This is a genomic window from Streptomyces sp. yr375 (genome assembly GCF_900110755.1).
Classification (GTDB): domain Bacteria; phylum Actinomycetota; class Actinomycetes; order Streptomycetales; family Streptomycetaceae; genus Streptomyces.
Genome location: NZ_FOFF01000029.1, coordinates 55103 through 81929, shown reverse-complemented (window position 1 = coordinate 81929; position 26827 = coordinate 55103). Strand labels below are relative to the sequence as shown.

Sequence of the window (26827 nt, the reverse complement as noted above, 5' to 3'; positions counted from 1 at the left end):
CCGGGCTCAGGCGAGGTTGCGGAACGCCTCGGGCCGCGCCAGGTTCTCCGTCAGGAACAGGTCCCTGAGCTTCGGGGTGAGCAGCCCCAACTGCCGCAGCAGATGGATGACCTGCTGGAAGAGGAGCTGCCGGTAACCGAACATCATCGGGTCCGTCTGCGCGAACTTCACGCCCTTCTCGACGTCGAGCTCCATGCGCTCCCAGACCTCGCGGAGCAGGAAGCGCCGGGACATCAGGTGGACCGCCTCCAGCAGGAACTTCTCCCGCTCGTCCAGCTCCTTGGACGTCATCCCGTCGTACAGGCCCGCGAGCGCGACCGAGCCGAACCCGACGTGCCGTGCCTCGTCCCGGGCGATCATCTTGGTGATCGAGGTGATGATGGGGTCGCCGAAACCGCTGCCTGCGAGCCGGGTCGCGGCCAGGGCCAGCCCCTCGACGATGACCTGCATCCCCAGGTAGACGACGTCCCAGTTGGACTCCGCGAAGTCAAGGAGGTGAACACCCTTGGTGCGAAGAAGGCTCGGGAGAAGGCCGCCGAGTACCGGAAGCTGAACACCGAGCAGGCCCAGCGTGCGGCCGAGGACCGCAAGGCCGCCTGGCCGAAGGCCGGCGAGGCCGTCGTCGAACTCGGCGGCGGGAAACGGGCGGCGGTCTCGACGTCCGGCGTCCCGGTGCGGGTGCAGCCGTCCTCGAAGGCGCTGACCAAGGCAGGCATCGAGGCCCGCGTCACGGTCCTCGACCAGAAGGCCGCCCTGCGTGCAGGCGTCACCGGCGTGCTGCTCACCGCCGAGGCCGACACCTCGGTACGGGCCCGCGTCAGCGTGGGCTACGACTCGTTCGCCGGTGTCATCGGCGGCGGGTGGGCCGGGCGGCTGCGCCTCGTCCAGCTCCCGGCGTGCGCGCTGACGACGCCCGAGAAGGACGAGTGCCGCCGGCAGACGCCGCTGAAGTCCGACAACGACCAGACGTCCCGGATCGTCTCGGCCGAGGCACCGCTCGCCGCGGCCGGCAACGGTCCCTCCGCCCGGCTGGGCGCCCCGGCGGCCCCGACCGTGCTCGCCCTCACCGCCCTCGCGGCGGGGTCCGGCGAGTCGCCATCCGGCACCGGCGACTACTCGGCGACCGAGCTGTCCGCGGCCTCGTCCTGGGAGGCGGGCGGCAGCTCCGGCGCCTTCACCTGGACGCACAAGTTCCCGCTGCCGCCTGCCGCGGCCGACCCGACCCCGACGCTGACGATGTCGTACGACTCCGGGAGCGTGGACGGCCGTACGGCGACCACCAACAACCAGGGCACCGCGATCGGTGAGGGCTTCAGCCTCACCGACTCCTACGTCGAGCGGTCCTACGGCAGCTGCGACGACGACGGCCACGCGGACGTGTTCGACCGCTGTTGGAAGTACGACAACGCGCGCCTCGTGCTGAACGGCAAGTCCAGCCGGCTGGTCAAGGACGACGACACCAGGCGCTGGCGTCTGGAGGACGACGACGCCTCGCAGGTCACCCGGACCACGGGCGCCGACAACGGCGACGACGACGGCGAGTACTGGACCGTCGTCACCGGCGACGGCACGAAGTACGTCTTCGGCCTGGACAAGCTCGACGGGGCCGGGGACCAGCGCACCAACTCCGTGTGGACCGTGCCGGTCTTCGGCGACGACTCCGGCGAGCCCGGCTACAACAAGGGCGACGCCTTCGGCGACCGCGCGCTGACCCAGGCCTGGCGGTGGAACCTCGACTACGCCGAGACCACGCGCGGCAACGCGGCCACGTACTGGTACGCGAAGGAGACGAACTACTACAAGAAGAACAAGGCCGAGACCGCGAACACCGTCTACACGCGCGGCGGCTACCTCAAGGAGATCAAGTACGGACTGCGCAAGGGCGCGCTGTTCACCAACGACGCCGACGCGAAGGTCACCTTCGCGCAGGCCGAGCGCTGCACCGCCGACGACTGCTCCTCGCTGACCAAGGACACGGCGAAGAACTGGCCGGACGTCCCCTTCGACGCGATCTGCTCCAACGGCGACAAGGAGTGCAACTCCTCCGGGCCAGCCTTCTTCACCCGCAAGCGCCTGACCCAGATCAACACGTTTTCCTGGTCGGCCGCCGAGAGCGGCTACAAGGCCGTCGACACCTGGGACCTCACCCAGAAGTACCTGGACGGCGGCGACATCGGCGACAGCAGTGACCAGACCCTGACACTGACGTCGATCCGTCGTACGGCCAAGGCGGGCACCGCGATCGTCAACGAGCCGATCGGCTTCACCTACCAGATGCGGCCCAACCGGGTCGACGGGACCGACGACATCCTGCCCCTCCACAGGCCCCGCATCGCGACCGTCACCTCCGAGACCGGCGCCCTGACCACGGTGACGCTGTCGGGCGAGGAGTGCGTGCGCGGCAGCGTCATCGACGCCCCGCAGGACACCAACACCCGCTCCTGCTACCCGCAGTACTGGAACATCAACGGCGCCGAGAACGCGTCCGTCGACTGGTTCCACAAGTATCGCGTCCTCGCCGTGGTGACCTCCGACCCGGCCGGCAACAACGACGCGGTTGAGAACTCCTACGACTACGCGGGAGCGGCCTGGCACTACAACGACGAGCCGTTCACCCCCTCGGACGAGCGGACCTGGTCCGACTGGCGCGGCTACCGCGAGGTGACCGTCACCAAGGGCGCGGTCGGCACGATCCGCTCCAAGACCGTCTCGCTCTACATGCAGGGCATGGACGGCGACAGGAAGTCGGACGGCACGACCCGTTCGGTCTCCCTCGCCCCGCTGTCCGCCCCCGCCCTGGACCTCGCCGCGCTGACCGACAGCTCCCAGTACACCGGGCAGCTGCGCGAACAGGTCGTCTACTCCGGTTCGGCGCCCATCACGGCGACCGTGAACAAGCCGTGGTCCAAGGAGACCGCCCACCAGACGGTGCCCGGTGCCGCCGACCACCGCGCCCGCTATGTGCGCGGCGCGGAGACCACCACGTACACCTATCTGACGGGTTCGAAGACGTGGCGTGCCCGCACGGTCGCCAAGACCTACGACGGCTACGGCATGGTCTCCTCCTCTGAGGACACCGGTGACACCGCCAAGAGCGGCGACGAGAGCTGCACGCGCACCTGGTACGCGCGCAACGACGACGTCGGCATCACCGGCCTGACCTCCCGGGTCCGAGCCGTCGGCAGACTGTGCTCGGTCACCGACGCTTCCCTGGCGCTGCCCGCCAGCACGGACAAGCGCGGCGACGTCCTATCCGACACCGCCACCGTGTACGACACCGCTGGCGTCACCACTTGGAAGGCTGCGCAGGAGCCGACCAAGGGCGAGGCAACCTGGACGGGCCGGGCTACCGGCTACGCGGCCACGGCCGACACTGCAGGCCTGCGCATGCCGTCCGGCTGGCAGACCGTTAGCACCACGACGTACGACACCCTGGGCCGGGTCGTCGGCGTCTCTGACGCGAACAAGCAACCGACCACCACCGAGTACACCCCTCCCGCGGCGGGCCCGCTGACCAAGACGGTGGTCACCAACGCCAAGGGTCACAAGACCACCACGTTCCTGGATCCGCGCCGCGGTCTGGCGGAGCGCACGTACGACGCGAACCTGAAGAAGACGGAACTGACCTACGACGCGATGGGCCGGCTGACCGAGGTCTGGCTGCCCAACCGCAGCAAGGGCGGGGGCGACGTCCCCAACAGCAAGTTCGCCTACAGGCTCAGTGCCACCAAGCCCTCCTGGGTGTCCACTTCCACGCTGAGGGCGGACGGCAAGACCTACAACACGACGTACGACCTGTACGACGCGCTGCTGCGCAAGCTGCAGACGCAGTCGCCCACTCCCGCGGGAAACGGGCGCATCCTGACCGACACCCGTTACGACTCGCGCAGCCTGCCCTACGAGACGTACGCCGATATCTTCGACAGCACCAGCATCCCCACCAACACCTACACCCGCACCGAGTACGGAGAGTCGCCGACGCAGACCGCCACGACATACGACGGCGCCGGGCGGGAGATCAGTCGCACGGTCTCCTTCTACGGGGTGAAGCGCTGGACCAGCACCACCGCGTACACCGGTGACTCGACCGCGACCTCGGCCCTCAAGGGCGGCGTGGCCAAGCGCACCATCGTCGACGCGCGAGGCCGGACCGTCGAGACCCGCGAATACGCCGGACAGAGCCCGGCGGACCGGGAGTTCGGCGACAGCGTGGGCGCCTTCTACACCTCGGTGCGCACCACCTTCACGCTGGACGACAAGGAACTCGTCGTCACCGGCCCGGCCGAGCGGATGCAGGCTGCACTCAGAGCGGGCAACGCGACGCAGCCCGTCTTGCATTTGATCAGCGCAGCCGCGTAGTGCCGTCCTGTGATCTGCGGGTGCCGCAGAAGGATCTTCCCGTGTCGCGTGTGGAATCGTGGGTTCCAAAGCGGTGTGGAGGCGTGGCTCTTCTGATGCCTCGCCCGCCGCACCCACTGTGCTGTTGGGAATCGGTCAGTCGGTGTCCGTGGCAGTGAGGACTGCGATGTCCTGGCCGCCCGGTCGCAAGGCGGCTACGGCGAGGTCCCAGGCCACTTGGTGGAACCAATCCGATGAGGGGTCGGCGATGAACCAGTGGGCCTGTTCGACCAGTGTGGCCGTGTGGCTGATCGGCGCGTCCGGGGCGGCACCGACCAGGCCGCCGAGGGAGCGCCAGGCAGCGAGCCGCCCATACGCACCGAACATGCCGTTGCCGTAGGCGGGGCTGCGCACCGCCGTGGTGAGCAGGACCTGCAGCACTCTGTCGGAGCTGGCCGGGTGCAACCGGGCCCTGGTCTCTCCCGTTGGCCAGGCGGTGAGGGGCAGCCGCTCGAAGACGGCTGCGAAGTCGTCCGGTGAGACAGCGGACGCGGACCAGAACTCCTGCGCGGCGACCATGCCGTTGGACTCCTCGAGCCAGTGCCGCACCGCGGCGCTCATGGCCTCGGCCACCTCCGGATCGGTGATCTCCGCCGGATCGACCGCGACACTCCGCCGGCGCATCTCCGGCGAGACACGGACTTCGGGTTGGCCGCTGTGCTTCTCCACCGATGCCGGGGGCAGGGCCCACGTCCAGTCGTGCGGAGCAGGCGTCGGCCTGAGCAGCGCACGCTCCGTCGGCAGCAGGTGGAGTGGCAGGGGCGCGAGCGGGTGATCCTCCGTCACGAGCGCTTCGCCGAAGGACCGCAGAAGGGGGTACTCCGGGACTGCGACGCCTTCGAGCACCAGCTCTTGCAGCAGGCAGGCCTTGAACTCGTCCGACGCCGCAGTGCCGAGCTGCTCGCCGTAGACGACCGGGACGATGTCCGCAGGCCGGTGCCCCGTGGCCACCATCTGGGCCAGGCGCCGCTCAGCCCTGGCCTGTGCCGGCTCTCCGGCGCGAAGGCTGCTTGGCAGGCACAGCAAAGCGCGCAGGCTCCGCTGTCCCGCCGTGGTGGCGAGAGCCGTCTGCAACCGGTCGAGCAGGAAGGCGAGTTCAGACGAGTCCTCGCCTTCATGGGCGGCTCGCCGGGCGAGCTCCGCGCCGAGCAGCGTCGCCCACTCGAAGTCTTCGGACGAAACCCGATGCCGGATCTCTTCGCCAAGCGCGGACGTAGCCGAGAGGTCACCGTCTAGCTGTTCTTTGATCCGTTGAGTCGGGTCGCTGCGCATGGTGGAATCTCTTCGCCTCGGGTTCGTCAGGTGGGGACTCGGCCCACGCCTCGTCCACCAGGGCGAGCACCTTGCCGGGGTCCTTCTCGATGAACACCGTGTGGCTCACCTTCGAGGCATCGGGCACCGTGTGGGCGAGCACATGGTCGATCTTGTTGCCGTATTTTTTGTCGAAACCGTAGATCAGCCCGCCGGGCGATTCGAGCTTGCCGCCGCCCAGGTCCGCGAAGCCGATCGGGCAGAACGTGTTGTGCACGAGAACCGGCGTGGTCCCCGCCAGCACATAGTAGGTGTGGAGCTCGGCGACGCTGAGGTTGTACGCGGAGTGGAGCCGCTGGTAGCGGTGGACGCGTACGACGGTGACGGTCTCGCCGCTGCTGGTGCGCAGCGTCTGGCCGGGCTGGAGATCGCCGGCGTCGACCCATCGGTCGGCGCTGGGCGACCAGAACGGGTGGTGGTGGGTGGCGGTGATCCGTGACCGGCCGGCGTCGATCGTGATGTCGGCGAAGTCGGTGTCGTCCGGCGTGTAGATGGTGTCGGTGACAGTGCGGCCTGCGGTCCGGCCGCTTCCGGGATCGGTGGCGAGGACCGTGTCACCGATCCTGACGTCCTCGATCTCCTTGGTCGTGCCATCGGCCATCAACACGTGCGTGGTGCCGGGAAAGCTGTTGGGCCGACATGCCAGGCGCAATTCCTCGTAGGCGTTCACCGACCGCTCGATGCTCGCCAGCGCCTCCGCGTCGACGTCCAGGGCCCGCAGTGCCTTCATCGCGTCGGCGACGCCGATGCCGGTACGCATGGCGGCGTCCACGGCACGGATCGCGTCGGCGACCTTGGCGATGGGCCCGCCGAGCGGAAGCCAGCTCGCGGCCCAGAAGCAGTCGCTCGCGCTGCCCTCGCCGCCGCCGAAGGCCTTGTGACAGCAGCCGGTGAAGTCACCCTTGATCGACTTGGCGATGCCCGTCCAGACGTCGACGGTCGCGTCCCACGTGGAGATCTTGACCGTCTTGGTCTGGTCCTCGATCGTGACCGTCTTCAGGAAGTGCGTGTCGTCGGACGGGCAGCCGGCCGGGGTGGCGGGCACGTCCGGGTTCGCGCACAGGTAGAAACTGACCACCGCGTCGAAGTGCGCGATGTACACGATCTTGTCGCAGACGATGAGGTCGTGGCACTCGTTGGGGAGGCGCTCGGGCTCCCCGCGCGGCCTGATCTCGTCGATGACGGAGAAGAGCCCGCCGACACCGGTCCCCGAGCCGTTCTTGACGTTCTTGCCGGCCTGAGCCGTCTCCGCTTCCGTGGCGGCCTTCAGGGAGGTACTGAGAGCAGGCGAGGGCGAAGGGGGCGAGGCCGACGCTGGGGCCGTGGCGATCGGGGTCGGTGTCTCCTCGCCGAGGACCCCCTCGGGTCGGGCGTACCGCCGCGCCATGTCCGTGGAGTTTGTCCGGATCCGGGCGGTTGGGTGGGCTGGGGGTGGGCAGTGATCACAGCCGTGTGCTGCTTTCGGACGCATGTCCGGATGGCCGGTACTGCCGGGTGACGGGCTGCTGTCGGAGTGGTTGGAGAGGGATTTATGGCGGGCGTGGACAGGGGATTGCCGGGGCGGGGCGGTGAGTTCGTCGCCGTGTCCGCCTTGTTGACCGGGTTCAGTGTTGACGAGCTGGAGGCCTTGGGGCTGGCGGAGGAGTACGCGGGCGTCGTGGCGGAGCGGGTCGAGGCCGGGAGTCTGGGGCGGCTTGCCGGTGTGCTGGAGCGGGGCGGCGGGCTGGATGGGGTGCGGGACGAGGGGTTACTGGAGACGGCCAGAGCGGTCACGCACCTTTGGTACACCGGGTGTTGGCCCGGAGGGGGAGGCGAGAGTCCCTTCGTCGTCTCGCCCCGGGCCTATGCCGGGGGGTTGGTGTGGCGCACGTTCGGGGGGAGCGCGCCCGGTGCTGAGCGGCCTGGGTTCGGGGTGTGGGGCGAGCCGCCCGGCGTGCCCTCCTCGAATGTGGAGGCGGGCCGGTGACTGCGGGAGAGGGAGTGACGGGCGGGGCGCGTTATGACGTGATCGTCGTGGGGGCGGGGATCGCCGGGTCGCTGGTGGCGAAAGCGCTGGGGGAGCGGGGGCGGCGGGTGCTGGTCCTGGAGGCCGGTGTGCGGGCGGCCGATCCTGAGCAGGGTCATCTCAAGGCGCTGGAGACTTACTACTCTGCGGCGGCCAAGGTGCCCGGCTCTCCCTATCGGGCCCGGCCCGCGGCGCCCTGGGCCGAGGTCACCGACGTCGCGGGTCTCGACGGTGGCGGCTATCGGGCCGACGGCCATCTCCTCCAGCGCGGTGAACTGCCATATGGCAGCGGGTACGTACGGGTCAACGGTGGAACCGGCAATGTGTGGACCGGACTGACCCCGCGGATGCATCCCGAGGATTTCCGGACCGAGGACTTCGGCTACGGCCGTAGCTGGCCGATTGGTTATGGCCAACTGGAGCCCTACTACCGGGCCGCCGAACGGGAGATCGGGGTCGCCGCCGACGTCGAGGAGCAGCGCGCCCACGTCGGGCTGCCGTTCCCGGACGGTTATGTCTTTCCCATGCGGTCGCTGCCCGCCAGCCACCTGGACCGGGTCATGGCCGAGCGGCTCGACGGGCGCTGCGTCAAGGATCCGGCCGCTCGCGTGCCGGTCGAGTTGCGGGTGACCGGTACACCGCAGGGACGCAACGGCGACCCGAATGCGTCGTACGACGGTGGGGCCGGGTTCGTGCCCGTCGGCGCGGGTGGCCGGGCGGAGCCGGGCAGCCGCTGCAGGGGCAGCGCTAGCTGTATACCCATCTGCCCGTCCCACGCCAAGTACACGCCGCTGAAGACCCAGGCGCAGTGGGGGCCGACCGTACAACTGGTCGACCGTGCCGTGGTCAGCCGGGTCCTCGTCGACGGCAACGGCCGTGCCACAGGGGTCGAGTATCTCTCCCACGGTGGGGGAGGGACGGGTGCGGTGGTGGGCACGGTTGTGGCTGATGTCGTCGTGCTTGCTGCTCACGCCATTGAGAACGCTCGGCTGCTGCTGCTCTCCGGTCTGGCCAATCGCAGTGATCAGGTCGGGCGCAATCTGATGGACCATCCGGTGCTGCTCACCTGGGGGCTGATGCCCGAACCGATCGGGCCCTATCGCGGTCCCGGTTCCACCTCGGGGCTCGAGGGCTTCCGGTTCGGGCCGGCCCGCCGCTCCCGTGCCCCGTTCCGGGTCGAGATCGGGAACTGGGGCTGGGTGTGGGCGAAGAACCCGGTCGATGGCGAGGTGGCGGAACTGCTGCGCACCGGGGGCGAGGACGGGCGCGGGCTGTTCGGAGCCGGGCTGCGCAGCGCGCTGGGGGAGCGCATCGGGCGGCAGTTCGCCCTGCAGTTCGAGATGGAGCAGAGTGCGGATCCGGCCAACCGGATCACCCTCGACCCCGAGCGCCGCGATGCGCTGGGTCTGCCCCGCCCCGTGGCGACGTACGACCTCTCGCAGCACGTCAGGAACGGGATGGCGGCGGCCAAGGCGGTCTCCGACCAGATCTTCGCGCTGCTCGGCGCCGAGGATCACACCGACTACCCGCCCGGCCCGGCCTGGCCGGGACACTTCGTCCACGAAGGGCGGTCGTACGCCTACCGGGGCGCCGGGCATGCCGCGGGCACCCACATCATGGGCGGTTCGCCGGACTCCTCCGTGGTCGACGAGTGGCAGCGCTGCTGGGACCACCCGGGTCTGTACGCCGTCGGCTGCGGCAGCATGCCCTCGGTCGCCACCTCCAACCCCACCCTGACGATGGCCGCCCTCGCCCTGCGCAGCGCCGAGCGGATCGAGCGCGATCTTTCGGTGCGTGACCGGCCCGTCGGCCTCGCGGGCCCAGACCCCGTCGCCGCCCCCGTCGCCGCCGATTCCTCCGACTCCCCCGATTCCCTCGACTTTTCCGTCGACCCCGACTCTCCCGGAGCTGCCTTATGACCCCCGGTCCGCTGAGCCTGCCGCCTGTTGCGGCTCCCTTTCAACTCCCCTTTCATTACGGGGCGTTGCACCATATAGGCCTGGACTTCCTGGTCGATCCGGAGCCGGTGCGCGAGCTGCTGGCCAAACACCATCCGGCCCTGAGCGCCGCGGAGTTCGACGACGGTGCCGCTCTGGTGTCGCTGAACTACCAGCTCTACTTCGCCCAGTACTCCTTCGGCGGCGGTGTCACGCAGGAGATCGAGTGCAACATCGTCGCCTTCCCCACGGCCGCCGCCGGCCGTCTGCCGCACCTGACGTACGACGAGTACGCCCACGGCTACGACCAGACGAAGCTGCTGGGCATCGCCCGTATCCATGTCCTGTGCGACAACCCCTTCGCCATCGACGCCGGGCGCAAGTTGTACGCCGAGCCCAAGTACCCCGGCTGGTTCGAGACGACGATGCCCTCCCTCAACGGGCCCGGTGGGGATGCCTGGTCGGTGCGGTGCAAGAAGGCGTCCCCCGGACCGGACGCCGAGAGCATCACCCGTCACGAGGCCGACCTGTTCTCCTTCACCGCCGACCTGACCGGGCTGGACCACACCCCGGCGAACAACACCCCGATCACCGGCTACGGCACCGACGAAGCGGGCCGGGCACTGGCCGGGCCGATGAACGTCTACCAGCCCTACCGTCAGTACACCCTCGGCCCGGCGACCGCCGCCCGCGTACGGCTCACCGTCCAAGACAGCACGGCGGAGGCCGGTCAGGACCTCACCCGGCTGATCGGCGACACCCCCGCGGCCGGGGTGTGGACCTACCAGTCACCGCCGGTCGCCGCCCACAACCGGCCCTACTACCTCGGGCCCGCGCCCCAGCCCGCGGAGGACAGTCCTTGAGGAGGACAGTCCTCAGGGTGCGGCTTGGGTCGCCGGGGCCCGCGCTCCGCCGCGTTCGGTCGGGGGGTGGCCGAACAGCTCGGTGAGGGTGTCGAGTTGGAGGCTGATCGCGTCCAGGGCGGCGCGGGCGGTGGTCGCTTCGGGCGATCGCGGGGTGGTGGCGGCCTGGGCTTCGCCGTCCGTCGGGGGCTCTCGGTCGGTCGGCGTCGGGGGTGGGCGGCGGCCGATTGCGCGGCGGATCGCCACCCCGTGTGCCGTGATCTCGCGGAGTCGACGCGACAGGTCGGGATCGGCGGTGACCGTGTCCGGGGCCGCCGTGACCGCTGTGGTGTAGGCGGTCAGGGGGCGGCGCAGCGTCCCAGGGCGGCCGGTGCCGCCAGGATCGCCAGGCCGCCCTTCCGCCATCGCGCGGCCAGCGCCGACGGCACCGGGAGCGACTGCGCCACGCGCAACGGGGCTGCCGCCAGGGTGAGTTGGTCCAGCCGGAACAGGAAGCGGGCCCGGGCCACCCGTACCGCCCGGGTGTCGTGCGGGTCGGCCGACAGGGCCTCGCCGAGGGCGGCCAGTGCCGCCGCGGTGCGGGACCGTACCGTCCCGGAGGTGGGGATGGGCAGGACGAGCCAGGAGGCGGCGATCCCCAGCACCGCGCCGACCGCGATCCCGGCCAGCCGGGTGTGCAGCAGGCTGCCGGCGTCCTGGCCGAACCAGTCGTACAGCAGGGTCGAAGTGCAGCGCGTGGTGGAGGGCCTGGCGGAGACTTTGGCGCAGCAGCGTCCAGAAACTAAGCATCGCGTAACATCATCGTCGCTTCGGTGTCACTTCTCTGGCCTCAGGATGGCTTCGATGGGGGCTCTGTAGGGGTTTTGGCGGGGCTCTGGCGTGGGTCGGTCGCCCCTACTTAGTAAGTGGTATCTTACTCATGTGACGTTGCAGAGGCCAGGGCGCATCGATGTGGGTGGCACGCTTGGAGCGGTCGGTGGGCAGGAGTCCGCCGAGATCCGGCAGGGGGTCGTGCGGCTCGCGCGTCGGCTCAGCGCCGAGCGGCCGGCGGAGGGGCTGAGCCTCAACAAGAGCAGCGTCCTCGCGCATCTGCGGCGCAACGGGCCGATGTCCGCCGGGGCCCTGGCGGCGGCCGATCACCAGCAGCCGCAGTCCCTCACCCGGGTCTTCGCCGAACTGGAACGGGACGGGCTGATCAGCCGCGCCCGGGACGAACACGACGGCCGGCAGCGGGTGTTGGAGCTGACCGAGACCGGCCGGGACGCCCTCGCCGAGGACATGGCGCGGCGCGACGCCTGGCTCGACGTGGCCCTCGCCGACCTCACCGAGACCGAACGCCAGGTGCTGCTGCTCGCCGCCCGCCTCCTCCGGCGGCTCGCCGACTCCCCGGCCGAACTGCCCGCATCCGCGCCCACACACGTACCCTCGCCCTCCCACTGACGAAGGGGCACCCGTGTCCTGGTCCGATCACGCCATCTGGTGGCAGGTCTATCCCCTGGGCTTCCTCGACGCCGAGCGCGCCGCCCTGCCCGCCGGCTCCGCCCCGGTTCACCGGCTCCCGGTACTCACCGGCTGGCTGGACCACCTGGTGTCCCTCGGCTGCAACGGGCTCGCGCTGGGCCCGGTGTTCGCCGCCGAGACCCACGGGTACGACACCGTGGACCACTTCCGGATCGACCCCCGCCTCGGCACCGAGGACGATCTGACCAGGCTGGTCGAGCGGGCCGGCGAGCGCGGCGTACGGGTCCTGCTGGACGGTGTGTTCAACCACGTCGGCCGGTCCTTCGGGCCGTTCGCCGATGTCACGGCCCACGGCGCCCGGTCCCCGTACGCCGACTGGTTCGTCCCGGAGGGGGACGACCACAAGGTGTTCGAGGGCCACCGTCACCTGGTCGCCCTCAACCACGCGGCCCCGGCTGTCGCCGACCACGTCGCCTCCGTCATGGAGTACTGGCTGGACCGGGGGATCGCCGGCTGGCGGCTCGACGCCGCGTACGCCGTGCCGCGCCCCTTCTGGCGCGCCGTCACCGACCGGGTCCGGCGCAGCCATCCCGGTGCCTGGTTCAGCGGCGAGGTCATCCACGGCGACTACAGCGCGTACGTCACCGAGGGCGGCCTCGACACCGTCACCCAGTACGAACTGTGGAAGGCGGTCTGGAGCTCCCTCAACGACACCAACCCGCACGAACTGGCCTGGGCCCTCAAGCGCCACAACGCCTTCCTCGACGTCTTCGCCCCCCAGACCTTCGTCGGCAACCACGACGTCACCCGCGTCGCCAGCCGGCTGCGCGAACGACGCCACCTCGCGCACGCGCTCACGCTGCTGTTCACCCTCGGCGGTGTCCCGTCGGTGTACGCGGGGGACGAGCGGGCGATGCGCGCCGTCAAGGAGGACCGGGTGGGCGGCGACGACGCGATCCGGCCCGCCTTCCCCACGGATCCGGCCGGGCTGGGGGAGGCGGGACTCGACGTCCAGCGGCTGCACCAGGCGCTGATCGGGCTGCGCCGCCGGCACCCCTGGCTGGTGCGCGCCCACACGCAGGTCCACACGCTGGGCAACGCGGCGCTCTCCTACACCGCCGTCGACCCGGCGGGCGGCTCCGCCGTCGCCGTCGCCCTCAACTTCGGCACCGCGCCGGTCACGGCGGGCGTCCCGGCCGCGCCCTGGGCGCACGCGGCCGGAGACACCGTCATCGAGCCGGGCAGCGGTACGGCCGTCCTGCCCCCGCTCGGCTGGTCGGTCGCCGCCTCGACGGTCGCGCCGGACCGACCCGCATGGTGATCACCCGACGCCCGTTAATTCCGGGGGGCGGTAAGTGTCATGGCCGGTTTACGGAATCGGCCGGTTTCCTCTGCGGTTATTTCGACGCGATAAACATGCTGTGTCGCCGCCGATCCGCTGATTGATTCGCCGGTCGATGTGTTGAAAACGGCGGGCGTTAATGTGGAATTTCCCGTTCCCTGGGGGGCCGGCGCGCTCCGCTTGTCAACCCGGTTCGTTGACCAGGTCCGTCAACCCGGTTCCGCGTTCACCGCCCGTGCCCAGGCCCGCCGCCACTGGACGACGTGCGGGTCGTGCTGTCCGCAGGCCCGTACGTAGGCGACGAGCAGTTCCTCCGACGGCATCCGCAGACCGGCCAGTACGTCCGCGACCGTGCTGCGCGGCAACGGGCCGGCGCCCAGTTCACGCGCCCGTCTCTGCATTTCGCGCAGCGACGGCTGCCCCGCCGCCAGCCGCACCCGGTGCATCGCCTCCAGCAGGTGGGCCGGGTGGTAGACGAGTTCCAGGCGGCGCCCCGCCCGGGGGGCCACCGGGGGCTGCGGACCGCCCGCCGTGGACTCGGCGCCCACCGCCGCTCGTTCCCAGCGCAGCCGCGCCTCGCGCCGGGTCGCGCCGCAGACCTGCGCATACGTCTCCACCACCTGCTGGCGTGGCAGGGCCGTCCCGCTGTCGGCGCGGCACAGGGTGACCGCCGAACAGGCCGGCCCGGCGACCCGTGGCCGCTCCGTCAGCTCCGACATCTGCCGGTACGTCAGCCCCGCACGCTGCCTCAGCGCGCGCAGCCACTGCGCCAGTTCCTCGTACCGCGCGGACGACGGCACGGGTTCTCGCAAGCGAACCACCACTGCTCCTCTGGACGGCAAGACCCTTGGACGTGCGGCATTCACGGCGCGGACGGATCGCGCATGCATCGCTCGGATTGTCTACGGATCACTAAAGGATCACTTACGTACCGAAATCGACTATCCCGGACAACCTTATGGAGGGGTCCGTTGAGGGGTCAAGAAGACTTTACTCAGCTTTACCGGCAAACCCTCTTGCGTCTTCTTGCCGTCCTCTCGCGTCCTCTCCCGTCTTCTTGTGGCCGCGCCCGGCGACCCCTTGTTTCAATCCGTCCGGGAAGTGGAGAAACCAATTCCGTCGATCGACCAGTTTCTTTTTCCGGTAGCTGACTCGGACGCCCCGGAAGGTGTCCGGCGCCCGGCATCCGACGCGTCTTGCCGCCGCATTCCACGCTCTGTTGGCATGGATGAGCCGGCCGCTCGGGCCGGGTCGACAGCGCCCCCTCATCGAGGCGGGCCGCGCCCCTCCACGAAGGAGTCCTTCGATGACGACCGCTTCCCACGCCACCCTCGACGAGATCATCGGCCTGATCAAGGAGGTCAAGCCGGGGATCGCCGACCAGTCCGTCACCGCCGACCAGTCCGTCGTCGAGGACCTGGGCCTCGACTCCCTCGACCTGCTCCAGCTCTCCCGGCGCATCAACCGCCAGTTCGGCGCCGAGTTCGACCTCGACAGTTGGAACGCCGAGGCCGACGACCACCACCGCAGCGTCGCCTCCATCGCCGCCGCCGGCGCGGCCGGCAGCCATGCCTGAGGCGACAGCGACCGGGGCCGCCGCGACGCCCACGACCCCCCCCCGGGTCGCGCTGGTCACCGGCGGCTCGCGCGGGATCGGCGCGGCCATCGCCCACCGCCTCGCCGCCGACGGCCTCACCGTGCACCTGGTGTGCCGCAGCGCGCGGGACGCCGGACTCCGGGTCGTCAAGGAGATCGAGGAGTCCGGCGGCCGGGCGGCCCTGCACCAGGCCGACGTCGGCGTCGAGGCCGACGTGGTGGACCTGGTGGAACTCACTGGCCGCCTTCGACAGTTACGAGGCGTTCGGCACCCGCGCGACCACCGGTGCCGGACCCTTCGCCACCGACCGCGCCGGCACCCTCCCCGGCCAGGGCGCCGCCGCCGTGCTGCTGGAACGCGCCGACCGGGCCCGGGGCGTACCGCTCGCCCGGTTCCTCGGCTGCGAGGTGCTGGCCGCCCGCGACCCGCAGAGCGCGTCCCGGTACGCGGTCGACGCGGTCCTCGCCGCCGCCCCGCCGCCCGACGTCTGGTGGGCGCACGGCGCGGGCTCGCGCACCCTGGACGCCGTCGAGGCCCACACGGTCACCACCCGGGCCGGCGTCCTGCCGGTCACCGGCTCCAAGGGCACCATCGGCAACGCCTTCGAGTGCGCGGCGCTCCTCGACACCGCCCTCGCGGTGGAGAGCCTGGTCCGCCGCGAACTCCCCCCGGTCGGCCTGCTCGACCGCCCCGACCCGGCACTGGGCGCGCTCGACCCGGTCCTCGGCGGACCCCGCCCGCTCGCGGACGGTACGACCGTCCTGCTCACCGCCTTCAACCAGGGGCGCGGCGCGGCGGCGGCGGGCGCGGCGCTGATCGCGACGGTGACCGGCACCGCAGAAGCAGAGGGAGAGGCACCCGCATGAGTTTCCCGAGTCACGAGAACCCCGGTACCGACGATCCCCTGGACCGCCCGGACGACATCGTCATCACCGGCCTGGGCGTGGTCACCCCCATCGGCGGCGACGTCGAGACGTTCTGGGCGGCCAACCTGGAGGGCCGCTCCGGGATCGTCCTGGAGGAACGGATGGACACCCGGGGCCTGCCCTGCGGCTGGACCGCCGGACTCAACCCGGACGACGTCAAGGACACCGTCCGGGCCGGGCACGGCGCCCTCGACCGGTCCTGGGGCGACTCCCTGATGCACGCCTGCGTCGAACAGGCCCTCACCGACGCCGACTTCGCGGGCCGCCCGCCCGCCGACGGCCCGGCCGCCCTGGTCTACGCCCGGGTCTGGCCCGGCCCCACCGGCTCCTTCCCCCAGGACTACGTCACCCACATGGCGGACCTCGCCGACCGCTACGACGCCGTCGGCAACGACCCCGTCGGCATTCTGGAACGCCTGCGCGGCCGGCGCCTCTCCCTGGAGACCCAGGACCTGTCCGCCTTCCCCCGCGAGATCGCCGAACGCCTCGGCACCGCCGTCCTCCCGGTCCGGCTGGAGGCCACCTGCTCCGGCGGCCTGCGCGCCATCGCCGAGGCGGCCCGGCTGCTCCGCTCGGGCCGCGCCGAGTACGCGGTCGTCTCGGCCGCCGTGTCCCGCAACACCCCCTACGCGCTGTCCCAGTACGGGCAGTTGATGGCGCTGTCCCGCTGGCAGGGCGAGCCGGGGCAGGCGTCCATGCCGTTCGACAAGCGCCGTACCGGCATGGTCATCAACGAGTCGGCGGGCGCCCTCGTCCTGGAGACCGCCGCGCACGCCGCCCGGCGCGGCATGACCCGTCCGCACGCCGTGATCGGCGGCTGGCGGCTGGCCGTGGACACCGCCCACATGACCGCGCCCCGGGTCGAGATGATCGAACGGGTCATGCGCACCGCCCTCGCCGAGGCCGGGGCGCAGCCCGAGGACGTCGACTCGGTCAACGCGCACGACACCTCCACCCGCCTCAACGACGTCACCGAGGCCCGCGCCCTGCACCAGGTGTTCGGCGAGCGCATGGCCGAGATCGACACCTGCGCCGTCAAGTCGCTCACCGGGCACGGCTCGGCCGCCTCCGGCGTGGTGGAGACCGCGGTCGCCGCGCTCACCCTGTGCCGGGGCGTCGTACCGCCCGTGGTGACCTGCACGGAACCCGACCCGGCGTGCGGGGTCAAGACCTCGCTCACCCCGGTACGGCGCCCGGTCGCCGCGGTGCTGAAGAACTCCTTCGGCTTCGGCGGCCAGTACGCGTCGATGCTGTTCCGCCGACCCGCGACGCCCCGCCCGGCACCCGAGCAGGCGCCGTCGCACGAGCCCCAGCCGGCATGAGCGCCGCGGCCGTGGACCGGCTGGACCACGAGGAGATCGAACCGGCCGGGCAGCATCTCGCCACCGTGGTGTGGCTGCACGGCATCGGCCAGGTCCCCGGCGACCTGGCCGAGGTGGCCGGCCGGCTGCGGCTCGCGGAGGCGGGCGTGCGCGGGGTCTTCCCGCGCGCGCCCGTCACCGCGCCCAGCCTCCTCACCGGACTCCCGGTGACCTGCTGGTTCCCGCAGAGCATGCTGGCGATCGACCGCATCGACACCGAGGGCCTGGACGCGGTACGCCGCCCGCTGGCCGCCCTGCTCACCGAGGAGACCGGGCGGATCGGCGCGGACCGGGTCCTGCTCGCCGGCTTCTCGCAGGGCGCCACCGTCGCCGTCACCCTCGCCCTGTCCCACCCCGAGCCCCTGGCGGGCGCCGCCCTGTACGCCCCCTACCTGCCCCCCGACCTGCCCGCACTGCTCGAAGAAGGACGCCCGCACCCCGCCAACGCCGGGCTCCCGGTGTGGATCGGGCACGGGGCGCGGGACTGGGTCGTCCCGGAGCGCAGCGGCGAGGGCCTGCGCGACCTGCTGCGCTCCTGGGGCCACCCGGTGACCTGGCAGCGCTATGCCGACGGCCACGAACCCTTCGCGGGGGTACGGGCGTCCCTCCCGGACTTCCTCACCAAGGCCCTCGGCACCCCCGTCCCGCACGTCCCGGCCCCACCACCCCGCCGCCCCCCGTCCCGCCGCCCCGGACTGACAAGCACTGGACCGACAAAGACTGAACTGACAAGGACTGAACTGACAAGGACTGAACTGACAAGGACTGGAAGGTCGTCGAGAGTGTCCGCGCCGATGTCTACGATGCCGTCCACCATGCCGCCGACCACGGCTGACCCCCTATCCGTGCCGACGCCGATGCCGGTGGCGGTGGCCCCCGCGACCGCGCTCCTCTTCCCCGGCCAGGGTGCCCAGCGGCCCGGGATGGGGGAGCCGTGGCGGGACACCGCGCACTGGAAGGTGGTCGACCGGCTGTCCGAGGCCTGCGACCGTGACCTCGGCCGGCTGCTGCTGCACGCCGACGCCGCCGAACTGACCCGCACGGACAACGCCCAGCTCGCCACGTTCACCCTGGAGATGGTGATCCTCGACGCGCTCGACACGGCCGTCGGCGGGGTCCGGCCGGCCGTGTGCGCCGGGCACAGCCTGGGCGAGTTCGCCGCGCTGACCGCCGCCGGGGTGCTCACCCTGGAGGACGCCGGACGGCTGGTTTGCGAACGCGGCGCGGCGATGGCGGAGGCGGCCCGCCGGGTGCCCGGCACCATGGCCGTGCTGGTCGGACCCGATGTCGCCGCCCACGCCGAGCGGCTCGCCGCCCGGCTGCGGGCCGGCGCCGAGGCGCGGATCTGGGTCGCCAACCTCAACGGCCCCGCCCAGGTCGTGGTCTCCGGCACCGCCGACGCCGTCGCCGCGCTGACCGAGCAGGCGGAGGCGGCGGGCGCCCGGGTGGTCCGCATCCCGGTCGGCGGGGCCTTCCACACCCCGCTGATGACGGCGGCCCGCCCCCGCCTCGCCGCCGCGGTCGCCGCCGTCGAACTGCACCCCGCGCACTGCCCGGTGATCGCCAACGTCGACGCCCGCGCGCACCGCAGCGACCCCGAGCGCTGGCGGGACCTGATGCTGCGGCACCTGGTCATGCCCGTGCGCTGGGCGGGCTCGATGCGCACCCTCGCCGCCGTGGCCCGGGGCCCGCTGCGGCTGGCCGAACTCGGCCCCGGCAGCACCCTCGGCGGACTCGCCCGCCGCCTGCTGCCCCCGGAGGTGCCGGTCCGCTCGGTCGCCACCCCGGACCAGTTGGCGGCCCTGCTCTCCGACTGGTGGCCCGCCGGGCCGGCATCGCTCTGAGGTTTTGCTCGCGTGAACCTTGGATACGTCTTGTCGGGGCCCCGCTGCGCCCCGTGGACGCGTCGTCCGCGTGGTGGCGGCGGCTGAAAGGAGGGAGGGTGCGTCGGCGCGCCCGCTCCGGCGGTGGCCGGGAGGTGCGGACTATGGGGGTCGGTCGCGGGAGTGTCTCGTCGACCCTGCGGGGAGCCGGATGGGGGAGGTGACGGGCCGTGCCGGGGGATCGATGCGGCTTGGGCAACTCGGCTTCGGCAGGCGCTGGTCGAGACAGTTGAGGGTGGCTGGAACGTGTCTACTGCTCTGGTCCGGTTCCGGGTTCCGGTCTACGTTGCCGACATGGATCACTCGATTTCGGAAGACTCGCGGATCGACCGACGTGCCCTGGTGGCGGCCTCGATAACCGTTGTTCTGTGGGCATCTGCGTTCGTTTCCATCCGGGGTGTGGCCGATCACTTCAGTCCTGGTGCGCTGGCGCTCGGGCGTCTTCTGACGGGATCCGTCATCATGGGCGCGTTGCTGCTCATCAAGGGAATCGGTTTTCCGCCACGTGAAGCATGGCGGGGCATTCTCATTTCCGGCGTGTTCTGGTTCGGCCTCTACATGGTGGCGCTGAACTGGGGCGAGCAGATGGTCGACGCCGGCACCGCCGCGATGGTCGTGAATGTGGGACCCGTGGTGATCGCGATTCTCGGAGGGTGGCTGCTGCGGGAAGGATTTCCGCGGATGGTGCTCATCGGGATGGCGATCTCGTTCGCCGGAGCAATCGTGGTCGGCATCTCCTCCTCGGGAGGCGGGAATTCGTCCCTCGGCGGAGTGCTGCTGTGTCTGCTGGCGGCGGTCACCTACGGCATCGGTGTGGTCGGCCAGAAGCCGGCGCTGCGCCACGCGTCCGCGTTGCAGGTGACGGCATTCGGCTGTTTCACCGGTACGGCCGTCTGTCTGCCGTTCGCCGGGCAGTTGGTGTCGCAGGTGTCGCAGGCGCCCCTGTCGGCGACGCTGAACATCCTCTACCTGGGCGCGTTCCCCACCGCTTTGGCCTTCACCACCTGGGCTTACGCCCTGGCCCGTACCACCGCCGGGAAGCTGGGGGCGACCACCTACGCCGTACCGGCACTGGTCGTCGCGATGTCCTGGGTTCTTCTCGGCGAAGTCCCCGCATGGCTGGCCGTGGTGGGCGGTGCGCTGTGTCTGGGCGGCGTCGCGGTCTCGCGGCTGTCGGGACGCGCGGCCACGCCCGCGCGTACGTCCACTGGTACGTCCGATTCCCCCGTAACGGACAGCGGGCCGGATGCCGGACGCTCGGCCGAGCCTTCCGCCACCGCCACCGCCACCGCCACCGCCACCGCCAACTCCACGCCTTCCGCCACGTCCACCGGCTCCGCCACGTCCGACTGAGTCGGCTGCTGCGAGGCGGTGACCACACCCGGTCGAGTTCGTTCACTGCCTCGCAGACCGCTCCAGGCGGTCGGGCGGGCAGATCGGTGCTTGCAGTTCGGTATGTGCAGAACGCTTCACATAGGTGACCGCCGGCGTTCGGCTACAGGACGTATTCGGCTTCGTTGCGGCCCAGCAGGTAGCCCAGGTGCAGCCGGTTGTGCGCTTTCAGTTGTTTCTTCATCGACGCCACGTGCGCCTGGAGCGACCTCTCGCTGATTCCCAGCCGCCGGGCGATGTGCTTGTCCGAGTGGCCCTCGATCAGCATGCGCCTGATGGACTCCCGAATGGCCGGGATGACTTCCCGGGCCGCCTCGGTAGCGGCCACCGGGACGAACGGAAAGGGTTCGGCGCGAACCCATGAACGTTCGAAGACATCGCAGAGAAACCTCACCACGGCAGGCTCCTCCACGGCGACCGCCGCGGTGCGTTCGTCGTTCTCGGCAATGAACGCGATCCTCTTGTCAATGATGATGAGCCGGTCGAAGAACTCCTCCAGCGTACGTACTTCCGCCCCGTACTCGGCGACTCTGCGGACGTATTCCTTCGTCGGCTCGTCAAAGCGCGCCGTGTGTTGGTAGAGCGTCCGCATTCGCACTCCGCCGGTGATTCGGCCGCGTACCGATTCCAGGGCGTCTTCCAGTACCGGGCCCGGTCGTGGGCCATCCGGCTGAGCTGTGAGGATCTCCTCCTTCGCGTCCTCGAGGACGGCGTCGATGGCCTCGTTTATCTCTTGGACGTCCCGAAGGTGGACCACCCTCAAGGGCATTCCGGTGTTGCCCGAAGAGGCTTCCTCGGTGCCCCTGAGGGCAGCCTGGTCAAGCATGATCCGCGATAATTCGGCCAGCTTCTCCCCGACATCCCCCAGGTCCACCGAGGTGGTCACCCCGGGCTCCAGCAATCGCCCTGAAGCGGCACGTACAACCACACCTCGAATGTCCATTTCGTTGCCCTTTCCTGCATTTGTCACGGGCGCCATCCCTCAGGTTTCCGTATTGCCGATACCCGAACCATCGTAGAACTTTCCACCGCCACGGAGATGGAGGAAAGTGGATTCACAGGAAAGACCGCCAACCCGGGCAGGTTCCACCATCAACCACTCTCCGGCCGATGGCGTGAACACCCGACGAGGTAACGGAAAGTAGGTGTCCAGCCGTGCCGAGTAACATCAAGGGCGATATTTCTTCGTCGTCGGCTTCGAAAAAAAATCAGCTCAGGCCCTTTCTGGTTCCGGGAATATTTCTCACCCCTCATACCTCTCTCACCTCTCCCGTCGACCCGCTCGCCACCGACGTCGGCTGGAACAGCGGCAAGCCGGCCGCCGGCCGCTGACCAGGGATTCGCGAACGTGAACAACGGAGGTGTCTCTTGCCCACTCCCAGCCCGTTCCTGACGTCCGACCTCGCCGGGCCGGACACCCGCCCCGGCACCCTCGTCTTCTGCTTCCCGCCCGCCGGCGGCAGCCCCCGGGCCTTCCTTCCCTGGCAGCGCGCGCTCGGTGACGACGCCGAACTGGCCGCCTTCTGCCCGCCGGGCCGCGGCCACCGGCACCGCGAACCACACGTCGCCTCGGTGGCGGAACTGGCGGCCGGGGCCGCCGAGGCCGTGCGGGCCGCCGCCGACCGGCCGTTCGTGCTCTTCGGGCACAGCCTCGGCGCCGTGGTCGCCTTCGAGGCGGCCAGGCTGCTGAGCGGCCACTCGCATCTGCGTCATCTGATCGCCTCCGGCTGTTCGGCGCCGTCCCTGCTGCCCACGCGCCGGGTCGTGGACATCGCCCGGCTGGAAGGAAAGACGTTCACAGAGGCCGTAGGGTTCTTCGGCGGACTGCCTCCGGAAGTGATCGCCGACGAGGAACTCGCCGAACTCCTGCTGCCGTCCCTGCGCGCGGACTTCCGCGTCGTCGCCGGTTACGAGTACCGGCCCGGCGCACCGCTGGACATACCGGTGACGCTGGTCAACGGGCGGGACGACCCCCATGTCGACGCCACCGCGCTCACGCCGTGGGAGCGGGAGTGCGTGCGCCCGCCCGAGCTGCGCTGGGCCGACGGCGGACACTTCTACTTCGAACCCGACCCCACCGCTGTGACGGCCGTCGTACGGTCCGTGATAGCCGATGCCCGGGACGCGGGCGGCGAGCGGTGGCAGCACGTCGAGGTCATCTGAGCCGCCGTCGGCCCGGCCCCGGCCGATGCCACGAGCTCCCGGCCGACGCCACGAGCTGACGAGAACAGACGAGAACAGAAGGGCGGTCCCCATGCCGTCACACGCCGTGCCGGAACCCTCCACCGGCCCCACCGACCTCACCGGCCCCACCGACCAGTACCGCAAGGGCGCCGAGTTCCGGGCGCTGCACGAACGGCGGGAGGCGTTCGTCATCCCCAACCCGTGGGACGCGGGCACCGCGCGGCTGCTGGCCGGCCTCGGCTTCGCCGCCCTCGCCACCACCAGCGCGGGCCTCGCCTACACCCTGGGCCGCGGCGACGGGACGAGCGGGGTGGACCGCGACGAGACCCTCGCCAACGCCCGGGCGATCGTCGAGGCGACCGCGCTGCCGGTCTCCGCCGACCTGGAGAGCGGCTTCGGCCCCACCCCCGACGACGTGGCGACCACCATCCGGCTCGCCGCCGCGGCCGGGCTGGTCGGCGGCTCGATCGAGGACTCCACCGGCAACCCCGACGACCCGATCCTGCCCTTCGAGGTCGCGGTCGAGCGGGTCGCCGCGGCAGTGGAGGCGGCCAAGTCCCTGGACTTCCCCTTCACGCTCACCGCCCGCGCCGAGAACCACTTCCACGGCCACCACGACCTCGCCGACACCATCCGCAGGCTCCAGGCGTACGAGGCCGCGGGCGCCGATGTGCTCTTCGCCCCCTCGCTGCCGGACACCGACGCCGTCCGCGCGGTGCTCGACGCCGTGTCCCGGCCGGTGAACGTCCTCGCCGGCGGCCCCGGGCGGCCGTCCGTGGCCGAGCTGCGGGCGCTGGGGGTACGGCGGATCAGCCTGGGCTCCTCGCTCTCCCGGGCCGCCCTGGGCGCGTTCCTGCGCGCCGCCGAGGAGGTCCACGAGCACGGCACCTTCGCCTACACGGCCGACGCCGTGCCGTACCCGCGGGCCAACGCCCTCATGCGCGACACGGACCCGGCGGGAGGCCCGGCATGACGGCACACCCCGTCCTTTCAGCCCACCCTGTCCTGTTAGGCGGCGCCGCCTACGTGCTCGGCGAGACGGAAGTGCACCACTCGCGGCTCGAGGGCCTGGCGGAACGGGCCCGTGAGCTGTCCATGGCGCCCAAGGCGGAGCTGTGGGGCTGGGGCAACGTCCGCCGCACGGACCGGCCGCTGGAGGACCTGGCCGCCGAGGCGGGCCGGGCCGCGCTGGCCGCCGCCGCGGTCGCCCCCCAGGACGTCGACGGGCTGGTCCTGTGCTCCACCCGCTTCCCGGGCGGGCCGCGCACCCACGGCGGCTTCACCGACGCCGTCCTGACCGGCATCGGCCTGACCGCCGCCACCTGCACCGGCGTCACCCTGAACCGCTGCACCACCCTGCTGGTCGGGATCCGGCTCGCGCAGGCCCTCGTGGTGTCCGGGCAGCACCGCCGGGTGCTGGTCGTCACGACCGACCGGGTCACCGACGAGAGCACCCGGATGGAGAGCTACGCGCTGTTCAGCGACGGCGCGGCGGCCTGCCTGATCACGTCGGCCGCCGACGGGCGCACCGGCGGCGCGTACGAGATCGTCACCGGCGCGCACGTCCAGCGCCCCGGCACGCTCGACTGGTCCCACGAGATCAGCCCGGACCTCGCCCGCGAGGTCAACGACCGGATGCTCACCCCGCTCGGCATGAAGACCGGCGACCTCGACCTCCTGGTCCACCCGAACCTCTACACCCCCGTCGTGGTGCTCAAGGAGCGCCAGGCGGGCTTCGCCCAGCAGCAGTTGTTCACCGACAACATCACCCGGATCGGCCACTGCTTCGCCGCCGACCCGCTGATCAACCTCGTCGACCTCGACACCGCCGGACGGCTGCGGGCCGGGGGCCACTGTCTGCTGGCCTCCAGCGTGCCCGGGGCACGCGCCGCCGTACTGCTCCGCAAGCCGGACGACGACGAAAGGCAACCGTGATGACCGCCTCCGCCGGACCGACCACCGCCGCCGGATTCCCGCTCCCCGACCTGACGACGTCCCTGCCCCGCGCCCCCTTCGCCGGCGATCCCGTGGCCGTCGCCGAGGCCGCCGCGCTGCGCACCGCGCCGCCCGGCGAGCTGCTGCGCCGGCTGCTGAGCGACCAGGAGTCCGCCACCGCGCTGCTGCTGGCCCGCCACGTCCTCGCCGCCTTCCTGCCCGAACCCGACGCCGATACGGCCGACACCGACATCGGCGCCGACGACATCGCCGCGCTGGTCGGCGGGGTACGGGACGAACTCGCCGCGGACCTCGGCCGGTTACGGGACGCCGTCCCCGCGACCCGCCGGGCGGTGCTGCGGCAGCGGGCGCCGCTCGCCCTGCTGACTGGCTGCTGGCTGGACACCGTGTCCCAGCCCGCGACCCAGCCCTCCGTGGTCGTCAACCGGCTGTTCGGACAGCACTTCCGGCTGCTCGGCGCCGGGAACCCGCAGCGCGGGCTGCCGCGACTGCGGCGGCGCGCCCTGGAGGACCTCGGGGTGTTCCTGCCGGAGATCGAGACCGCCGACTTCCTCCACAAGGCCGGGGCCCGTCCGCTCACCGAGTGGCACGGCTGCTTCCAACTGGCGCTGTCCCGGCTGCCCGCCGCCTTCCTCCCCGAACTCGTCGGCGTGCACTACGCGCTGCTCGCGCTCGGCGTGGACGACCTGCTCACCGGCGCGGACGCGTTCCTGCCGGAGACCGAACTGCGCGAAACCCTCGCCGAATACCTGGAGTTCACCCGCGACGCGCCGACCGGGCCCGAGGACCGGCGCAGGCTGCTGGCCGGCGTGACGCTCGTCCTGCGGCTGGAGCGCGAGCACGTCGCCGCGCTCACCGAGCTCGCCGCCTGGCACGACGGGCTGTCCCCGGACGCCAGGGTCGCCGCGATCGTGGCCCGGCACGCGCCCTTCGCCGGCCGCCAGCACCGCGCCGTGCGGATCGGCAAGGAACGGCTCACCGACTGGTTCGCCGACCCCGAGCAGCTCGATCTCGCCGCGTTCATGCGGGAGTTCCGCGCCTCACGCCAACTGCGCCCCACGGCCGACGGCAGTTGCCGCTTCCTGCAGTCCATCAAGTTCGGCGGGCCGATGTTCGGCATCTTCGACGAGCAGGAGGCGGCCGACTTCACCGCCTGGGCGGCCGCCATCGCCGCGGGCGACCCACCCGACCTGGACTTCCGGCCCTGCACGGCGGGCGACGAACAGGCCGCCGTCTGGAGCGCCGCGCTCGCCGCCTCGACGCCGGACGACATCGTCACCGTCCCCGCCGCGCCGGCCCCGGCGGACGACCGGGAGTTCTTCCACCGCCTCGTCAACATCGAGCACTTCCCGCACCTGCTGCCGCACGCCCGCGAGCGCGCCGAGGCCGGACTCGCCGCCGCCGAGGAGCTGTTCGAGCACGGGACCGAAGGCCGGCACACCGACGCCTCCTGGTTCGAGTACACCCCCGAAGCGCTGCTGGAGCGCGTCGACCGCATCTACTGGGACAAGCTCGTCGACCCCTACCGGCCGCTGACCGAGATCCCGGACCGCGACGAGGTGGTCTTCGGCCAGAAGACGTTCGCGCTCGGCAGCCTCATCGACGGCACCTGGGCCTACCGGATCGGCAACCTCGGCCGCCGCCACCGGGACGGCGACACCATGCTCTTCTCCATCTACGCCGACGAGATGGGCCGCGGCGACCTCGCCAAGAACCACATCACGATCATCCACCAGGTGCTGGCCAGCATGTCCGTCCACCTGCCGCACATCCGCCAGGACGCCTTCCTGGACCAGGATGAACTCCCCGACCACCTGTACGGGTTCTCCATCCACCAGATCAGCCTGGCCCTGTTCCCCGACTCGCTCTACAACGAGATCCTCGGCTACAACCTCGGCATCGAGATGTTCGGGCTCGGCCAGATGCGCCTGCACGAGATACAGAAACTGCGCGCCCACCACTTCGACATCGCGTACGAGGAGGCGCACCTGTCGATCGACAACCTGTCGGCCGGACACGCCCGCCAGTCCGCCGAGATCATCGTCGGCCACCTCGACGGGGTGCGGCGCGACGCCGGTCCCGAGGCCGTGCGGCGCGAGTGGCGCCGGATCTGGCGCGGGTACGCCTCCTTCGCCCACTTCGTCGAGCACGAGCTCGTCAAACGGCTGCGCACGGCCCCGCCCGCAGCCGCCGCCGACCTGGTCATCTGAG

At 71.2% G+C, this 26827-nt stretch carries 22 protein-coding genes and 2 pseudogenes; 17 read left to right on the top strand and 7 right to left on the bottom strand.

Annotation, left to right across the window (positions count from 1 at the left end; translation table 11 throughout):
• Window positions 1-6: 6 nt before the first annotated feature.
• Window positions 7-450, bottom strand: coding sequence for a hypothetical protein (locus tag BMZ82_RS25545; protein WP_093779707.1), 444 nt, complete (start codon window positions 448-450; stop codon window positions 7-9).
• On the opposite strand from BMZ82_RS25545, the pseudogene BMZ82_RS25540 reads away from it, so the two are divergent.
• Window positions 445-4281: pseudogene (locus tag BMZ82_RS25540) on the top strand (RHS repeat-associated core domain-containing protein); the annotation flags it as partial. The gene BMZ82_RS25545 and the pseudogene BMZ82_RS25540 sit on opposite strands and share 6 nt — an antisense overlap.
• A gap of 213 nt (window positions 4282-4494) precedes the next feature.
• Here BMZ82_RS25540 and BMZ82_RS25535 read toward each other — a convergent pair.
• Together BMZ82_RS25535 and BMZ82_RS25530 are read right to left on the bottom strand one after the other, a co-directional pair.
• Entirely contained in the window at window positions 4495-5670 is a 1176-nt protein-coding gene (locus tag BMZ82_RS25535; RefSeq protein ID WP_093779703.1) for a DUF6183 family protein, read from the bottom strand.
• On the bottom strand, window positions 5624-7096 hold the full coding sequence (locus BMZ82_RS25530; RefSeq protein ID WP_177244665.1) for a polymorphic toxin-type HINT domain-containing protein: 1473 nt from the start codon (window positions 7094-7096) through the stop codon (window positions 5624-5626). The genes BMZ82_RS25535 and BMZ82_RS25530 overlap by 47 nt, the downstream gene beginning before the upstream one ends.
• A gap of 153 nt (window positions 7097-7249) precedes the next feature.
• Here BMZ82_RS25530 and BMZ82_RS25525 point away from each other — a divergent pair, with 153 nt between their 5' ends.
• The 3 genes from BMZ82_RS25525 (at window position 7250) to BMZ82_RS25515 (ending at window position 10514) form a co-directional block, all read left to right on the top strand.
• Entirely contained in the window at window positions 7250-7675 is a 426-nt protein-coding gene (locus BMZ82_RS25525; protein ID WP_256252105.1) for a sorbitol dehydrogenase family protein, read from the top strand.
• Window positions 7672-9633, top strand: a complete 1962-nt coding sequence (locus BMZ82_RS25520; RefSeq protein WP_256252104.1) for a GMC family oxidoreductase — start codon at window positions 7672-7674, stop codon at window positions 9631-9633. The genes BMZ82_RS25525 and BMZ82_RS25520 overlap by 4 nt, the downstream gene beginning before the upstream one ends.
• A gap of 65 nt (window positions 9634-9698) precedes the next feature.
• A complete protein-coding gene (locus BMZ82_RS25515; protein ID WP_256252103.1) occupies window positions 9699-10514 on the top strand; it encodes a hypothetical protein in 816 nt (271 codons plus the stop codon).
• A gap of 12 nt (window positions 10515-10526) precedes the next feature.
• Here the strand turns inward: BMZ82_RS25515 and BMZ82_RS40305 are convergent, their stop codons facing one another.
• Window positions 10527-10919: a hypothetical protein gene (locus BMZ82_RS40305; RefSeq protein WP_143098912.1), complete on the bottom strand. Its 393-nt coding sequence runs from the start codon at window positions 10917-10919 to the stop codon at window positions 10527-10529.
• Window positions 10853-11158, bottom strand: coding sequence for a hypothetical protein (locus BMZ82_RS25505; RefSeq protein WP_093779691.1), 306 nt, complete (start codon window positions 11156-11158; stop codon window positions 10853-10855). Before BMZ82_RS25505 ends, BMZ82_RS40305 begins: the two co-directional genes overlap by 67 nt.
• 307 nt (window positions 11159-11465) lie before the next feature.
• On the opposite strand from BMZ82_RS25505, the gene BMZ82_RS25495 reads away from it, so the two are divergent.
• On the top strand, window positions 11466-11954 hold the full coding sequence (locus tag BMZ82_RS25495) for a MarR family winged helix-turn-helix transcriptional regulator (RefSeq protein WP_218159048.1): 489 nt from the start codon (window positions 11466-11468) through the stop codon (window positions 11952-11954).
• Window positions 11955-11967: 13 nt separating this feature from the next.
• Entirely contained in the window at window positions 11968-13296 is a 1329-nt protein-coding gene (locus tag BMZ82_RS25490; RefSeq protein ID WP_093779685.1) for an alpha-amylase family glycosyl hydrolase, read from the top strand.
• A gap of 230 nt (window positions 13297-13526) precedes the next feature.
• Here BMZ82_RS25490 and BMZ82_RS41235 read toward each other — a convergent pair whose 3' ends face one another.
• Window positions 13527-14138 carry a helix-turn-helix domain-containing protein gene (locus tag BMZ82_RS41235; RefSeq protein WP_256252102.1) on the bottom strand — a complete coding sequence of 204 codons (612 nt, stop codon included), beginning with the start codon at window positions 14136-14138 and terminating at the stop codon, window positions 13527-13529.
• A gap of 485 nt (window positions 14139-14623) precedes the next feature.
• On the opposite strand from BMZ82_RS41235, the gene BMZ82_RS25480 reads away from it, so the two are divergent.
• The 6 genes and pseudogenes from BMZ82_RS25480 (at window position 14624) to BMZ82_RS25465 (ending at window position 20437) form a co-directional block, all read left to right on the top strand.
• Window positions 14624-14893: a phosphopantetheine-binding protein gene (locus tag BMZ82_RS25480; RefSeq protein ID WP_177244664.1), complete on the top strand. Its 270-nt coding sequence runs from the start codon at window positions 14624-14626 to the stop codon at window positions 14891-14893.
• Window positions 14886-15173, top strand: a pseudogene (locus tag BMZ82_RS42765) (SDR family NAD(P)-dependent oxidoreductase); the annotation flags it as partial. The gene BMZ82_RS25480 and the pseudogene BMZ82_RS42765, both read left to right, overlap by 8 nt.
• An 85-nt stretch (window positions 15174-15258) precedes the next feature.
• Window positions 15259-15780, top strand: coding sequence for a beta-ketoacyl-[acyl-carrier-protein] synthase family protein (locus BMZ82_RS42010; RefSeq protein ID WP_256252101.1), 522 nt, complete (start codon window positions 15259-15261; stop codon window positions 15778-15780).
• Window positions 15777-17162: a beta-ketoacyl-[acyl-carrier-protein] synthase family protein gene (locus tag BMZ82_RS42005; protein ID WP_256252100.1), complete on the top strand. Its 1386-nt coding sequence runs from the start codon at window positions 15777-15779 to the stop codon at window positions 17160-17162. The genes BMZ82_RS42010 and BMZ82_RS42005 overlap by 4 nt, the downstream gene beginning before the upstream one ends.
• On the top strand, window positions 17159-19045 hold the full coding sequence (locus BMZ82_RS25470) for an acyltransferase domain-containing protein (protein ID WP_093779677.1): 1887 nt from the start codon (window positions 17159-17161) through the stop codon (window positions 19043-19045). Before BMZ82_RS42005 ends, BMZ82_RS25470 begins: the two co-directional genes overlap by 4 nt.
• A gap of 333 nt (window positions 19046-19378) precedes the next feature.
• Entirely contained in the window at window positions 19379-20437 is a 1059-nt protein-coding gene (locus BMZ82_RS25465; protein ID WP_093779743.1) for a DMT family transporter, read from the top strand.
• A gap of 142 nt (window positions 20438-20579) precedes the next feature.
• Here the strand turns inward: BMZ82_RS25465 and BMZ82_RS25460 are convergent, their stop codons facing one another.
• On the bottom strand, window positions 20580-21362 hold the full coding sequence (locus BMZ82_RS25460) for a helix-turn-helix transcriptional regulator (protein ID WP_177244663.1): 783 nt from the start codon (window positions 21360-21362) through the stop codon (window positions 20580-20582).
• A 269-nt stretch (window positions 21363-21631) separates the two neighbouring features.
• On the opposite strand from BMZ82_RS25460, the gene BMZ82_RS40860 reads away from it, so the two are divergent.
• The 5 genes from BMZ82_RS40860 to BMZ82_RS25440 all read left to right on the top strand — a co-directional run bounded on the left by BMZ82_RS40860 (window position 21632) and on the right by BMZ82_RS25440 (window position 26826).
• Window positions 21632-21808 carry a hypothetical protein gene (locus BMZ82_RS40860; RefSeq protein ID WP_177244662.1) on the top strand — a complete coding sequence of 59 codons (177 nt, stop codon included), beginning with the start codon at window positions 21632-21634 and terminating at the stop codon, window positions 21806-21808.
• 36 nt (window positions 21809-21844) lie between these two features.
• Window positions 21845-22639, top strand: a complete 795-nt coding sequence (locus tag BMZ82_RS25455; RefSeq protein WP_256252099.1) for a thioesterase II family protein — start codon at window positions 21845-21847, stop codon at window positions 22637-22639.
• A 91-nt stretch (window positions 22640-22730) separates the two neighbouring features.
• On the top strand, window positions 22731-23633 hold the full coding sequence (locus BMZ82_RS25450; protein WP_093779673.1) for an isocitrate lyase/PEP mutase family protein: 903 nt from the start codon (window positions 22731-22733) through the stop codon (window positions 23631-23633).
• Entirely contained in the window at window positions 23630-24595 is a 966-nt protein-coding gene (locus BMZ82_RS25445; protein ID WP_093779671.1) for a beta-ketoacyl-[acyl-carrier-protein] synthase family protein, read from the top strand. The genes BMZ82_RS25450 and BMZ82_RS25445 overlap by 4 nt, the downstream gene beginning before the upstream one ends.
• Window positions 24595-26826 carry an iron-containing redox enzyme family protein gene (locus BMZ82_RS25440; RefSeq protein ID WP_093779669.1) on the top strand — a complete coding sequence of 744 codons (2232 nt, stop codon included), beginning with the start codon at window positions 24595-24597 and terminating at the stop codon, window positions 26824-26826. Before BMZ82_RS25445 ends, BMZ82_RS25440 begins: the two co-directional genes overlap by 1 nt.
• Window position 26827 lies beyond the last annotated feature (1 nt).

What these genes read in the sequence shown, in the direction of transcription:
- BMZ82_RS25480 (WP_177244664.1), top strand. Translation starts at nt 14,624, where the DNA reads ATGACGACCGCTTCCCACGCCACCCTCGACGAGATCATCGGCCTGATC.
- BMZ82_RS25445 (WP_093779671.1), top strand. Translation starts at nt 23,630, where the DNA reads ATGACGGCACACCCCGTCCTTTCAGCCCACCCTGTCCTGTTAGGCGGC.
- BMZ82_RS25450 (WP_093779673.1), top strand. Translation starts at nt 22,731, where the DNA reads ATGCCGTCACACGCCGTGCCGGAACCCTCCACCGGCCCCACCGACCTC.
- BMZ82_RS25545 (WP_093779707.1), bottom strand. Translation starts at nt 450, where the DNA reads ATGCAGGTCATCGTCGAGGGGCTGGCCCTGGCCGCGACCCGGCTCGCA.
- BMZ82_RS25470 (WP_093779677.1), top strand. Translation starts at nt 17,159, where the DNA reads ATGAGCGCCGCGGCCGTGGACCGGCTGGACCACGAGGAGATCGAACCG.
- BMZ82_RS25530 (WP_177244665.1), bottom strand. Translation starts at nt 7,096, where the DNA reads ATGGCGCGGCGGTACGCCCGACCCGAGGGGGTCCTCGGCGAGGAGACA.
- BMZ82_RS40305 (WP_143098912.1), bottom strand. Translation starts at nt 10,919, where the DNA reads ATGGCGGAAGGGCGGCCTGGCGATCCTGGCGGCACCGGCCGCCCTGGG.
- BMZ82_RS25440 (WP_093779669.1), top strand. Translation starts at nt 24,595, where the DNA reads ATGACCGCCTCCGCCGGACCGACCACCGCCGCCGGATTCCCGCTCCCC.
- BMZ82_RS42005 (WP_256252100.1), top strand. Translation starts at nt 15,777, where the DNA reads ATGAGTTTCCCGAGTCACGAGAACCCCGGTACCGACGATCCCCTGGAC.
- BMZ82_RS25535 (WP_093779703.1), bottom strand. Translation starts at nt 5,670, where the DNA reads ATGCGCAGCGACCCGACTCAACGGATCAAAGAACAGCTAGACGGTGAC.
- BMZ82_RS25465 (WP_093779743.1), top strand. Translation starts at nt 19,379, where the DNA reads ATGGATCACTCGATTTCGGAAGACTCGCGGATCGACCGACGTGCCCTG.